The sequence below is a fragment of the Okeania sp. SIO2C9 genome, from assembly GCF_010672455.1.
Taxonomy (GTDB): domain Bacteria; phylum Cyanobacteriota; class Cyanobacteriia; order Cyanobacteriales; family Microcoleaceae; genus Okeania.
In genome coordinates this window covers 161,121-176,761 of record NZ_JAAHGO010000005.1, presented here as the reverse complement: position 1 = coordinate 176,761, position 15,641 = coordinate 161,121, and the positions used below count along the sequence as shown (strand labels likewise).

At 40.3% G+C, this 15,641-nt stretch carries 2 protein-coding genes; both read right to left on the bottom strand.

All coding sequences use genetic code 11. From position 1 onward, the window contains the following. Positions 1-20: 20 nt before the first annotated feature. Complete coding sequence (locus tag F6K23_RS05940) at positions 21-8,873, bottom strand: non-ribosomal peptide synthetase (protein WP_293151942.1); 8,853 nt, start codon at positions 8,871-8,873, stop codon at positions 21-23. Next, positions 8,870-15,517, bottom strand: a complete 6,648-nt coding sequence (locus F6K23_RS05935) for a type I polyketide synthase (protein ID WP_293151939.1) — start codon at positions 15,515-15,517, stop codon at positions 8,870-8,872. Before F6K23_RS05935 ends, F6K23_RS05940 begins: the two co-directional genes overlap by 4 nt. Between the last annotated feature and the right edge of the window lie 124 nt (positions 15,518-15,641).

Below are 15,641 nucleotides of genomic sequence, written 5' to 3'. Positions count from 1 at the left end.
TGTGATTAATAAAAATTCCTTTATTTATTTCTACGATTCTTCTGTCTTTGTAGCCTTTGCTGTTTAATCGAAGTTTTCCTATCACTACGAGCCTTTGCTTGACCAGTAGTTAAAGAATCAGTTAATTTTTCCCTTTCTAAATCAATTAAATATTTAGAAAATTCCGATATATTTGGGTGTTGAAACAGTTTGACGATTGAGATATCTTGTGGATATATTTCTTGTAACTTTGTGTGAACTTTAATTATTAGTAATGAATGACCTCCTAGTTCAAAGAAATTATCATAAATTCCTACTTTTTCTACCTGTAGAACCTCTTGCCAAATCTTCGCAAGAAGTTGCTCTGTTTCCGTCTGGGGCATCACATAAGCTGTTGATAAACCTGAAGGAACAGTGTCGGGAACTGGCAAAGCACGACGGTCAATCTTGCCACTAGGAGTTAGAGGGAAAGCATCTAATAAGACGAAAGCTGCCGGAATCATGTATTCAGGTAGCTTTTGCTTGAGAAATTGGCGAACCTGAGGAATTAGGGATGTGTCTTGAGTAGATTCCTGCTTAGGAACTATATATACTACCAGGCGTTTGCCTCCTGCTGGGTCTGACTGAGCAATAACCACATTTTCCTTGACATCAGGGTATTGTGAAACTAAAGCTTCGATTTCTCCGGTTTCTATCCGGTATCCTCGCACTTTGACTTGCTGGTCTATCCGCCCTAAAATTTCTATATTGCCATCAGCTAGATAACGGCATAAATCTCCCGTTTTATATAATTTTGTGGCTTTTGAGTTGTCAAAAGGATTGGCAATGAATTTCTCCGCCGTTAGTTCAGAGCGGTTCAGATAACCATTGGCCAGACATACCCCACCAATGTAAAGTTCTCCTGGAACCCCAACTGGCACTGCTTGTTGCTCACTGCTGAGAACATAAAGTTGAGCGTTAGCAATCGGACGACCTATGGGGGGAAGTTTCGGCCAGTTATCAGAATCTCCTTGTAATGTGTAAGCAGAAACTACATGGCTTTCTGATGGTCCATATTGATTTTGCAGTCTACAGTTCGGTAGTCCCTTCATCATCTCCACTAGGTCTGGTGTCACCTGTAATTGTTCTCCTGCTGTTATCACCTCACGCAGTTGTGGCAGATTTTGGCATTTAGAGGCTACTGAGGCAAACTGTTGCAAAGCTACAAATGGTAAAAATAGTCGCTCTATTTGGTTGTCAGTTAAGAATTCCATCAATGCTAACGGGTCACGCCTCAGCTCTGAAGATACTAACACCAGAGTCCCCCCACTACACCAGGTTGAGAAGATTTCTTGGAAGGATACATCAAAGCTGATGGGGGCAAATTGTAGAGTTTTTGCCCCTTGACCAACTATTGTTTCCTCATGTTGCCAATGGAGCAGGTTCACCAGAGCGCCTTGATTCATGGCTACTCCTTTTGGTTTACCTGTGGAGCCTGAGGTATAAATTACATAGCCCAAGTTTGATGGTTTGACTTCACTGCTCAAATTGCTTTGAGCACAGTCAGACCATAGATTTTCATTACTATCCAAATACACTATCTGAGCTTGATGTTCTGGTAATAATGTTACTAATGATTCCTGGGTCAGCAACAGGGACACTTGGGCATCAGAAATCATATAAGCCAAACGTTCTGATGGATAACTGGGGTCTAATGGTACATAAGCTCCTCCAGCTTTGAGTATAGCCAACAAACCTACTACCATCTCTACTGAACGCTCTACACAGACACCTACTAGGGTTTCTGGAGATACTCCCAATTTTTGCAAATAATGGGCTAGTTGATTAGCTTTTTTATTTAATTGGGAGTAAGTTAAGCTTTGCTCTTCAAATACTACTGCTACTGCATCTGGTGTTTTCTCTACCTGCTCCTCAAATAACTGATGGATACATTTGTCTGTTGGGTAATCTGTTTTAGTCTTGTTCCATTCTACCAAGAGCTGCTCTCGCTCTACCTCTGTGATTAATGGCAACTGACTAATAGATTTTTCTGGAGTCTCTACTGCTACTGAGAGCAAGTTTTGGTAATGTGACACCATCCTGCTAATAGTTTCGGCCTCAAATAAGTCTGTGTTATAGGCACAGAATCCTTTGATTTCTTCTCCTGCTGGCCACAGGTGGAATTCCATGTCCATCCGCACTGTCATCTCAACTTCTAGCTCTTCATACCAACTTACTTCCAAGTTAGGTAAGTTGAAGGATGGTTTTAAGATTTCCTCCTGCTGAACGGCAAACATTATCTGAAATAAGGGGTTTTGAGATAGAGACCTTTCTGGTTCCAACTCTTCTACCAATTTCTCAAAGGGTATGTCTTGGTGAGAGTATGCTTCTAGGGATGTTTGTTTGACTCGGTTTAATACTTCTGTGAAACTAGGGTCTCCTCCCAGGTCTGTGTACATGACTAGGGAGTTTACAAAGAAACCTATCAATCCTTCTATTTCTCTACGGTTGCGGTTGGCAATGGGTGAACCTACTGCTATACTTTCTTGACCACTGTAACGAGAAAGCAATATTTTGAAAGCTGCGAGCAAGGTCATAAATAGAGTTACTCCCTGCTGTTGAGTCAGTTTTCTCAGTTTTGAGGTCAGCGGTGCTGGTATGTTGATAGGTATACTTGTTCCATTAAAGGTTTGAACTGGGGGTCGGGGATGGTCTTTTGGTAGTTGTAGTTGGGGTAAGTCTTGGAGTTTTTGTTTCCAGTAGTTGAGTTGGGTTTCTAGGGTTTCACCTTGTAAGTAGTTCTTTTGCCACACTGCAAAGTCGGCATATTGTATGGGTAGTGAGGGTAATGGGGATGGTTTGTCTTCCAGTGTGGCAGTGTAAATGGCTGAGAGTTCTTTGGGTAATACTGTCAGTGACCAGCCATCAGATGCGATGTGATGTAATGTGATTTGCAGTATGTATTCTGTTGTTCCTAGTTGAAACAACTGAGCGCGTATGGGGGGGTCTACTTCTAGATTGAATGAAAGTTCATTTTCTTGTTGGAGTAGTTGTTGTAGTTGGGTGGTAGCTTCTGATGGTGTTAACTCACTTAGGTCTTTTAATGGTAGTTTTAGTTCAAAGGAGGGTTTAATTATTTGTACTGGTGTGCCGTTGATTTCACTGAAGGTGGTTCTGAGGGTTTCATGGCGAGCGATGATTTGGTTAAGACTTTTTTGTAGGGCAAGTTGGTCTAATTTACCTACTATATGTAGGGTTAATGGCATATTGTAGGCGTTGCTACTCAAGGCCATTTTTTCTAGAAACCATAGTCTTTGTTGTGCATAGGATAATGGTGGGGGGTTGCCATTTCGCTCAATAGGCTGAAGTTGGTTTTGCTTGGAGTCTGTATTATTAGAAGCAGTTTGTAGTTGTTTGGCTAGAGATAAGTAGATATTGTTATCCATCGCTTCAAGGTCTGTGCTTAATTGAGCGATCGTAGGACTTTCAAATAGCTTACTTATAGATAACTCCACTGACAATGCTTGTCGCACACGAGACACAACCTGAGTTACCATCAAAGAATGGCCGCCCAAATCAAAGAAATTATCATGTACTCCCACCTTCTCTATTCCCAAAACTTCTTTCCAAATCTCTGCTAATGCCTTTTGTTTCTCCGTCTCAGGAGCTACATACTCCGTTGACACACTACTACCCCAATCTGGTACTGGTAAAGCTTTACGGTTTACCTTTCCATTTGGAGTCAGAGGCAATTGCGACAACACCACATAGCTATTAGGTATCATATACTCTGGCAACCGTAACTCCAGATACTCTCTCAGCTTTGGTATAAATTGTTTGGTTATTTGTGATGCCAAAGGATTGTTTCCATAACTATACCAGTTATCCCCTACCAAGGTTTTTTGAGTCAGCGGTGTTAACACTATCTCGTCTGTTGCTAACTCAGAACGCACAAACACCGCATCAATTAATTCTGGGGTGCCACTGTCAGACCAACACAACTCTAGAGAATACCCTAAAGATGAACTCAGTTCATATAACTTTTCTGGATCTATGCTATTAACTGTCTCTAGCTGTAACTTCTGTCTCAACTCCTGCACATTCTTGATTTCTCCTGCTGCTGATAACAATTCCAAAGAGTGAATATCCTCAACTACTCTGCCATTTACTATACCACTCCAACAAATTGAATCTGGCTGTTCTTGTTTTAGGTAAACTTCGATATCTTCATAACTCATACCCATCCCACTTTTTACGGTAGCTTCTATCACATTTGCTGGTTTAGCTTCTATATGCAACAACACATCATAGCGATATTTATTCAATTCGTTCTGCTCGCTGCCCTTCTGTAAACGTATCTGTACATGAGATATTTCTGGATATTTTTCTTTAATAGCAACAAACAACTCCGGTGATAGCAATAACTCTTTCTCTTGCTGCACTTGTCGCTCTGTGCGTTGAATGATTTCTGGTAGTGACAGTGATGGGCTAGCTTTATACAATTGCACTGAGGTGTGAAATGCTCTCATTAATGGGAAACTACGAATGTCTCCTAGAAAAATCATCCCCCCTGGTTTGACTACTCTGATGCTGTTTTCTATTACTTGCAACAGGTATTCTATACTAGGAAAATATTGAACTATAGAACTCAGAAGTATGATATCGAAACTGTTATCAGCTATCTCACCCAGATCGTGAGCTTGTTTCTGAGCTAAAGTTACATGAGCATATTTGTCTGGTTGCTGTTCTATTTGTTTTTTGATGTACTCCAATGAAACATTGGAGATGTCTGTACCGTAATATTTTTCTGTGTGGGGTGCGATTTGAAATAACAACATTCCTGTACCACAACCCACTTCCCATACTTTCTGGGGTTTATGAGCTAATACTTGAGTCACGATATCATTTGCCCACACTCGCATTTGCTTTTCTGGTATGGGTTGGTTGTCGTAACTATTGTGCCAACCAGCAATGTTGAACAACGGGTCAGTTGCTTGTGCTAGTTCTGAATTAATTCTTTCATTAAATATTTCTTGCCAACTGTCGAGTTGATTTTCTAATAGTTCTCGGTTTTTTGATACTTGCTTGCTTGTCTGGCTGTCAATTTCTTTGGTACCACACTGACGTAGTGCATAGATGTTATATATCTGTGTCTTTTCTAAGAAAGTTTCTTGTTGGATTTTTAGCTGATATCCTTGAGCTTTTAGCAATCCCTCCACTGCCGTTAATCTGCCATTTATATCATGCACTTCCACTACTATCTGTTGAATTTTCGACCAATCCTCTGGTTCAATACCTTCTAGCACCTCTAACTCACTTTTTTCCACATCTATTTTCAGTAAATCTATCTGTTCCACCCCCTGCTCTCTTATTACTTCTGATAGGGTTCTTAACTGGCAATTAACTTGTTGCTGTGTTTGAAACAAATAGCTACTCACTTGTTCGAGTTCTTGAGTTGATAACTTGCTTGTTTCCCCAGTCTCCTTTTGTTTGTTACTCAAGAACGTTTTCATCATTTCTTGTTCTTGCGTTTGGTCTGCGTATAATCCAGACACTACTGAATTCTCTGGGTAATAGGTAAAGGTTTCCCTTCTGGTTTGGTTCGATAGACCACATTCAAATAGCTTTACGTTTGAACCATACAGCTCTGTGTTCATTTCCAGTAGCTTAAACACTGGCGGTATTGGTTCAAACGCAAATATCTCTAAATTTTTCGCCTGTTGCGCTGCAAACAGACTGAACATCCCAATATTTGCTCCTACATCAAAGATACAATCTCCTTCATTAATTCTAATTCCATGCTGAAAATATTCCGCATTTTCAAATATCTCTTGGTACAAAAAGTCGGTTTCATTTTGATTCAGATGAGCAATTACCATGCCATTAGGCAATTGATACTGGAAACCAGTTTTTAGTCTTCCTTCTTGTTCCCATTGCAGCAGTTGTTTTACTTGTCTACTTCCCTGATGATTCGGCACTAGATACGCTACTAACTGCTGCTGTCCCACTTGATTTTCTCTAAGTGTTACTACTGTCTCTTCTACCCCTGGATTTTCTTCTATGGCAGATTCTATTTCTCCTAACTCAATCCTAAAGCCCCGCATCTTTACCTGGTGGTCTATGCGACCCAAAAATTCTATATTCCCATCTGGTAAATATCGAGCTAAATCTCCTGTTTTATAAAGTTTTGATTTTTCAGTATCTTGGAATTGGTCAAAGGGGTTGGGAATAAATTTTTGTTGCGTTAATTCCTCTCGTTTTAAGTAACCTCTGGCTAAACCTGCACCTGCGATGTGTAATTCTCCTGCTACTCCAATAGGCACTGGTTGCTGATCTCGGTCTAAGATATACATTTGTGTATTAGCTATGGGGCGACCTATGGGAATTATTTTCTGCTGTTTATCTGGCACACATGGCCACCAAGTCACATCGATCGCTGCTTCTGTCGGTCCATAGAGATTATGCAACTCACACCCCAGCTTCTCAAAGAATTTTTCCTGCAGTTGAACCGATAAGGCTTCTCCACTACAAATGACTCGCTTGAGACTACTGCAATCTTCTAACTTATCCTCTAGTAAAAATGCCTTGAGCATTGAAGGCACAAAATGGAGTGTAGTTATTTTTTCTTGAACAATTAACTCCTTGAGATATCCACTATCTTTGTGTCCTTCTGGTTTCGCCACTACCAAAGTTGCTCCCTCTAATAATGGCCAGAAAAATTCCCATACTGAGACATCGAAACTGAATGGAGTTTTTTGCAGAATCTTATCCGATGATGTTAACCCAAAAGCATCTTGCATCCACAACAAACGATTGCAAATCCCGCCGTGGGTATTCATTGCTCCCTTTGGTTTTCCTGTGGAGCCTGAGGTATAGATAACATAAGCCAAATTCTGGTGATTGACTCCACTGAGTGGATTCTCTATACTCTGTGAACTAATAGCTTCCCCATCTTGTTCCCAACAAACTAGCTGTGCCTGATGTTCTGGCATTAATTTCATCAGTGCTGGAGTTGTCAATAACACTAATACCTCTGCGTCTGCCAGCATATAAGCCAACCGTTGTGGTGGATAATTAGGGTCGATTGGCACATAAGCTCCTCCTGCTTTGAGCGTGGCTAATAAAGCAATTACCATCTCAACAGAGCGATCGTAGCAAATTCCTACTAAAACTTCTGGTTTTACTCCTAAATGTTGTAAGTAGTGAGCGAGTTGATTAGCTTTGCTATTCAACTCAGAATAAGTCAGCTTTTGCTCTTCAAATACTACTGCTACTGCTTCAGGGTTTTTTTCTACCTGAGTTTCAAATATCTCATGGATACATTTGTCTGCAGGGTAATCTATTTTAGTATTGTTCCACTCTACTAACAACTGCTGTTTTTCTGCTTCATTTAGCAGAGGCAATTGTCCTACTCTCTGCTCTGAATTACTCACAATTGATTCTAACAAATTTTCAAAATGACCAGCCATTCGGGCAATAGTCTGTTCATCAAATAGGTCAGTATTGTATTTTAAGAACCCAAGTAAATATGAGTCTTCTTCGACCATTTCTAGTAACAAATCGAACAGACTTTCATACTGATCCAATTCAAATGGTTCTACTTTAAGCCCTCCCCAATCTACGAAACCTTTAGTGCTGCTAAAGAACAGTTTTCGTATATCTTGAGATTGCTGCTGCATGAAGTTCTGTAGCAGAAAAGAAACTTGGAATATGGGGGAACGGCTAGAGTCTCGCTGTGGTTGTAACCGTTCTACGAGTAACCCAAAGGGATAATCTTGATGAGCTAGTGCCTCAAGCACTGTGTAGCGCACTTGGGAGAGGAAGTCTGTAAAACAAGGATTTCCGGACAAATCTGCTCTCATAACGACTGAATCAACAAAGTAACCCACGATAGGGGCAAACTCTGCTTTACTTCTGCCGAAAGTGGGAGAACCTACCACAATATCCTCTTGACCACTGTAACGAGACAGAAGCACTTGAAAAACAGCTAACAGGATCATGTAAAGAGTTGCCCCTTCTTTTTGAGCCAGTGTCTTCAGTTGCTTAGTCAATTTTTCAGATAACTTTAAGGCGTAGCTACCACCGTTATAGGTCTGTATTGGTGGTCGTTGTCTGTCTGTAGGCAAATTTAATACAGGTAATTCTCCGGTAAGTTTTTGTTGCCAGTAGTTCCATAGCTTTTCTCCCTCTTGACTCTCTACTAATTCCCTTTGCCAACTAACGTAATCTTGGTAAGAATGCTTCAGTTCTGGCAGAGATGCCTCTACACCAGCACGTTGAGCTTGATAGAGTTGTGGCAGCTCTTTAAAAATCAAATTTGTTGACCAGCCATCCAAGGCAATGTGGTGTATCGTCAGCAATAAAACCTGCTCTTCCTCTGAGCAAATGAACCACCTGACTCGCATTACTGGTTCTTTTTCCAGGTCAAAAGGATGTTGATGAGCTTCTGTAACCCTTTTGTGCAGTTCATTTTCACTCCAGGTAGTAGCATCAATCTGCAAGAAGTCTAACTCTTGATTTTGATGCACCTGTAAGACTGGTTTTTCGTTGACTTTAGGAAAGGTTCCCCGCAGTAGCGGATGGCGTTCTCTTAGCACTTTAAAGGTTTGCTGCCAAGTAATTATATCTGCTTGGGAATAAATACGAACTGGAAATGACAAATTATAATGATGACTCTGAGGTGCTAATTTCCATAAAAACCAGATATTTTTTTGACCGTAGGAAAGAGGATATACTTGCAATATATCTGGCTGTTCCTGCAGTAATTGTAAAATTTGGGTTTTGTTCTGCTTCAATTGAGCAATAACATCGGGAGTTAATACCTCTTGGGAACCTCCCGTACGCAATTTTTCCCCATCACGCCATAATTTTACCCCTTTGAGAGAGATATCTTGTAAAAATTCAACTAAGTTCATAGTTCTACCTCTATCCAATTACTATCTTTATTTTGATCTAGTTGCTCTTGATTATTTGATTCAATAGTTTGATTTTTATCGGTTTTAATTATCAGTTGTTGCTTAATCTCAGTTGCTAGAGCTACAATGGTGATTCCTTCCATAAATCTAGTAGCCGGAATATCCACTGCCAGCTCAGTTTGAACCTGATTTCGCAATTCCACCGCCATCAATGAGTCAAGTCCCATCACAGTTAGAGATTGTTCTAACTCTATTTGAGAAACTGTCATACCCATAATATGAGCAATTTTGCTTTGAAGATAAGAGGTCAATAGCTTTTCTTGTTCCGTCTCTGAAGCTACATTTAGCTGTTCGAGAATTTGACCTTTTTGACTCTGTTCTACCAATTTTGTAGTAAAAGCTTCTAAGAATGGGAGCTTTGCCAATCCTGGCATCTGCCTAAAAAATTCCGGCCAATTAACCGGGAATACCCCTACTTGGCTTTGAGACCCTGATAACAATAAACCTAATGCCTGCATTCCTAATTCAGGTTCAATAGCCATTACTCCACTACTCTGCATTCGATTTTGATGTTCCCTTGCTAAACGAGCAGCCATTCCTGCTGTTGCCCATGCTCCCCAGTTAATACTTAATCCTGGTAAACCCTGACCTCGCCGATAGTGGACTAGACCATCCATAAAAGCATTGGCAGCTGCATAGTTTCCTTGACCATAATTCCCCAACATTGAAGCCATAGACGAGAAACAAACAAAGAAATCTAAGGGTAAATCCTGAGTGAGTTGATGTAAATACCAGGTTCCTGACACCTTGGGAGCCATAACCTTCGTAAATCCTTCCCAATTCATCTTTTGTAATACCCCATCATCCAACACCCCAGCAGCATGAATCACTCCTTTAAGTGGGGGTAACGAAGCAGATATTTCCTCTAAGATTTTCATAACAGACTCTTGAGTAGAAATATCCCCTAATAAAACACTGACTGATGCTCCTGCTGCCTCTAACTCCTCTATGATTTTTTGTGCAGTTTCATTCGGACTCCGACGCCCAGTTAATACTATATTTTGAGCTCCCTCGGATACCATCCATTGGGCTACTTCTAAACCTAAAGCTCCTAAACCTCCTGTAATCAAATAACTTGCTTCTGGTTTGATGGATTTTTGCTCATCTCCAGTTTCTGGCATAGAAACTACCACTTTTCCTATATGCTTGCCTTGCTGCATATATCGGAAGGCAGCTTTGACTTCTGTATTAGAAAATACTTTATAAGATAATGCTTTCAGTTTTCCTTGCTGACACTGCTGGTTCAATTCCTCTGAAAATTTGGCAGTTAAATCTGGTTGTTGTTTGATTATCTCTCCAATATCAAAAGGAAAGTAATCAGCATCTGGTCGCTTCTGCATCACTTGTTTTTTGTCCCAAATCCCTATTTTGCCAATTTCTACAAATCGCCCTTGAGTAGCTAAAACAGCAAAACTCTTATCAATGAAATCTCCATTCAGACTATTTAAGACTATATCTACACCTTTTCCCTGAGTCAGACTCATTATTTCATCGGCAAACTCTAAAGTGCGAGAGTTCATTATGTGTTTGACACCCATAGACTTGAGAAACTCCCATTTAGGAGGACTTGCCGTGGCGAATACTTCTGCTCCTGCCTCCAGTGCAATTTGAACTGCTGCTTGCCCTACACCACCAGCAGCAGCATGAATTAATACCCGCTCTCCTGGCTGAATTTTAGCCAAGTATTCTAATCCATAGTAAGCTGTGGCAAAAGTCAATGGTAAAGTTGCTGCTTCCGTAAAACTCAGATTTTTCGGTTTAGCCATAACTGACTCTGCAGGAGTAGTAACAAAGCTACTAAACCCATTATGAGCTATAGCCATCACCTCATCTCCCACCTGCCACTGAGAGACATTGTCTCCCACAGATGCAATAACGCCTACACATTCTAAGCCAAATTTGAGTTGAGCTACGTCAGTAATACCTAATACCTGAGCATAATATTCTTTCAGTAACCCCAAGGAATTGAGTACATCTCGGAAGTTTAAACCCACTGCTTTGACTTGAATTTCTACTTCATTCCCTTTTGGAGGACGGCGCTGCATTACCTGCCAGTTGAGGTTGTCTATCAGTCCGTATTCAGACAATTTCAATTCTATGGGCAATTTTTGTTCTAAGCTCAATTTCTGCTTTTGTTGTCTTACTAATCTTGCTACATAACGGACTCCCTGACGAATTGCTATTTGGTCTTCATTACTATCAGAAAACACCTCATCTACTAAACTAGGGAGAATTTCAGAAACATTCGATTTGGGGTCTAAGTCTATGCGACCACACTTTAATTCTGGGTGTTCTAGACTAATAACACGCCCTAGTCCCCATAAACTTCCTTGTTGGGGTTGTACCACTTCTGATTCATCGAATATACTTTGAGTCCCTTGAGTCACTAACCACATCGGTATTACATTAGTTAATCCAGCTTGAATTAAGGCTTGCACTAAATGTAAAGCTGTTGCACAACCAAGTTGTTGAGCTGTTTGTAAATCCTCAGTTTCATTTATACCCCATAAGTGCAAAATTCCCTGAATATCAGAATTATCTTGGAGCAGTTTGGGGAATTGTTCAGCAACAGTGGGATTTATTTGATAATGTTGAGCATCTAATTTCTGATAATCTGAACCAGGGGACACCCAAATATAGTTCTGTCCTATCTGTTGTAAATACTTCCCGATAGACTCTGCCAATTCATCAGTCATTGAAAATACTAACCATTTAGCAGAGTCATTTTCATTAGATTTAGATTTTGCAGTTTTTGTTAAGGGTTGAGCTTGCCAGTTGATTTCATAAAACCAATCACTTAAATCTGAATCCAGAGTCATCAGTAATGTTTTGGCGTTCGCTTTCCTAAACTCAAAACCATTAATCTGAGCTACCAATTCCCCAGTTTGGTCAAATAATTGTATTTCTGCTTTCAGCAGTTTTTCCTCTGATTCTCCATATTTCAATCCACGGGTATAACACCAAAGCAAACCATTATTAGGGCGCTGATAAAAAGTAAACTTCTCTATACTGAAGGGAACAAATGTTTCATTTTTGTCACCAGAAAAACTAAGATTAAGTGCAACTACTGACTGAAAGCATGAGTCAATTAAGGCTGGATGTATTTGATACTTGAGTGCATCTAACACTGTCTCTGGTACTTTCATTTGACAAATAATTTCTCCTTCTCCTAACCATACTTGGTCTATCCATCTAAAACTCTCCCGTAATTGAACTTGTCTATCCCATAGATTCTGGTAAATTTCTGTGCTTTCAATTTTTTGACTACAACGAGATTGAATTGCTTCGATGGTTTCTAGAGATTGGTGCTTTCCATCAAAATTGGTAGGATATATCTTTCCTGTAGCATGAACTGCCCAAGAATTAGTATCATTAGAAGAGCTATCAAAACTAATTACTTGAAATGCATAAGAGTTATCCTGTGGAGTCAAAGCTACCTGAACATTACGTACCCCTTGTTCTGGAATTGCTAAAGCTTGGGGAAACAGAATATCCTCCAGTTGACATCCTGTTGCAGAAAATGTTAGAGAGGCACTTGCTAACAATAGAGAAATGTGACTCGCACCAGGTACTACAACTTTTTCATATATTCGGTGGTCTGCTAAAAATGGTAGGGAGTTGGTGCTAAACTCCGATTCAAAGAAGATGTCTTTTGATAAAGGAGATTGAAACTTTCGATTAATTAGAGGGTGAAGTTTAGTTGCAGAGATAGTTTGAGAATTGCCTGTTTCAACCCAATACCTTTCCCGCTGAAATGGATAAGTTGGCAAGATTACTTTCTGGTAGCCATAATCTCGGTCAAACCCTGACCAATCTACTTTAGCACCCCGTACATACAACTGTCCTAAACTTGAGAGTATCTGTTGCCATTCATCAACCCCCGGACGTAGCGATGGTAACCAAATACCACTCTCTTCTGGTACACATTGACGTCCCATGCCCAGTAATATTGGTTTGGGTCCAATTTCCAGGAACAATTGATATCCTTGCTCATTTAAAGTTTTCATACTCTGAGCAAATCTTACTGGTTGTCGGACATGATGAACCCAATATTCAGGAGTAGCAATTTCTGCACCTACTTTTTCACCAGTTACATTAGAAATGAGTGGTATCCGAGGTTGACTGTAGGTGACTTCCTGAGCTACTGTTGTAAATTCTGCCAACATTGGATCCATCAACGGGGAATGAAAAGCATGGGATACCTGTAATTTTTTAGTCTTTACTCCTTGGGATTCTAACTTACTACAAATGGTTGCGATCGCTTCACTTTCACCAGAAATAACCATACTTTCCGGTCCATTAATTGCTGCTATTGTCACTTGAGAACTATACTCTCCTATAGCCTCTGTTACCACAGACTCTGAAGCTAACAAGGACACCATCTCTCCACCAGCGGGTAACTGCTGCATCAACTTACCCCGCATGGCTATTAATTTCAGACCATCTTCTAAACTGAATACTCCTGCTATTGTTGCTGCTACATATTCTCCAACGCTATGACCCATGATCACATTTGGTTTAATCCCCCATGATTCCCATAACTTAGCTAGGGCGTATTCTATGGCAAATAGAGCAGGTTGAGTATAAGCTGTTTGGTCTAATACACTTGACTTTTGTGCATCTTTAGGGTAAATAACTTCTAATAAAGGTACTTCTAGATAGGATTGTAAAATTTGGTCGCATCGATCTAAAGCTTGACGGAAAGTCGGTGCTTGTTCATACAGTTGTCTTCCCATATTTACATACTGGGAACCTTGACCCGTGAATAGGAAAGCTATTTTTTGACTTTGACTTCCGCTATCTGGTTGCCCAGAAAATACTCCAACTACTTCTTTCTTAGTTTTCCAGTCAAGCAGTTTTTCTATTAATTCCTTTTGTTCAGAGGCAATAATTGCTAGTCGATGATTAAAATGCGCTCTACCTGTATTAGCTGTATAACATATATCATGTAGGGATGTTTCGGGAAATGTCCCTTGTAGAGACGTTTCGCGAAACGTCTCTACATAATTTTGATAACTACTGACTAAATCTTCTAAAGCTTTTTCTGTTTTTGCCGACAGAGTTAACAAATGCAATGAACGCTCTAAATTCTCCCCCCTTTCAAAGGGGAGAAGGGGGGATTCTTCTGACTTCTGACTTCTGACTTCTGTAGGGGCGTTAACGAAGTTATGCGAAGCAAACGGCCGTTCGCCCCTACTCGGTGCTTCTTCTAAAACTATATGAGCATTAGTGCCACTAATAGCAAAAGAGCTTACTCCTGCAACTCTTTTATCCCCTGATGACAGCCAAGGTGTGAGTTGAGTAGGTACTTTTAAAGGTATATTCTCCCAATCAATATAGGTGCTAGGATTAGCAAAATGCAGATGAGGGGCAATTTTTTGATGTTGCAGTTGCAAAACCACCTTAATAACACCTGCAATTCCAGCGGCAGCTTCTAGATGACCAATATTAGTTTTAACTGAAGCGATATGCAATGGTTTTTCCCGATCGCGTCCATTCTCAAATACGCTAGTTAAAGCTCTCACTTCCATCGGATCTCCGAGGGAAGTTCCAGTACCATGAGCTTCCACATAACTCACTTGAGCAGGTTCTACTTTTGCTGCTTTGAGAGCTTGCTGAATCAGTTTTTCCTGAGCTAGTTTATTCGGTACTGTCAGTCCGCTACTCGGTCCATCATGATTAACAGCGGAACCACGAATTACTGCCTGGATATTGTCTCCATCCTTGACCGCATCCGACAAACGCTTAAGTACCACAATGCCACATCCTTCTCCCCTTCCATAACCATCTGCAGCAGCATCAAAAGTTTTACACTTGCCATCAGGTGATAGAGCCTTTAATTTTGATAGTGCAGTTGTCACTTCAGGAGAGAGAATTAGTTGGACTCCTCCAGCTAAAGCCAGATTAGACTCACCCTGACGCAGACTCTGACAAGCTTCATGTATAGCTACCAGAGACGATGAACAAGCTGTATCTATTGCCATTGATGGGCCTTGCAATCCTAAAAAGTAAGATAACCTACCTGCTGCAAAACAGAATCCATTTCCTGTAGCATCGTAAGGGCTTATATTTTCGACTTGGCTCAAACCCAAATTAGCATAATCATTTTGACCGATACCCAGAAATACTCCTGTCTGAGTATTTTCTAATTCCAGGGGATTAATACCAGCTCTTTCTAAAGCTTCCCAAGTTACTTCCAAAATAAAACGTTGCTGTGGGTCAAGGCTATGTGCTTCTCGGCCAGAGATACCAAAAAATTGTGGATCGAACTGATCTACCTGATCAACTAATGCTGCGTTACGGATATACATTTTCCCCGGAGTATCAGGGTTGGGGTCGTAGTAAGAATCTATATCCCAACGTTCTAGTGGAATCTCTCTAACAGAGTCTTTACCATTAGATAACAATTCCCAGAAGCTTTCTGGTGTGTTGGCATTTCCAGGAAATCGACAACCTATGCCAATTATGGCGATCGCTTCACTTCTGGAGCGCTCCATCATCTCCAACTTAGTTTCTGCTTGTTTTAAAGCTAAAAACATCTGTTTGGATAATGATAGTTCATCTTTTTTGGTACTGGGTTCCATAAATTTTTAGCCTTAACCTAATTTTTTTAACTTTTCTGTTAAATTAAATAATTTCTATAACTATAGAAATTACCTATTTCATACCTTTTTTATAAGCAGATCCCAAAAGATATCTTTTTCACCT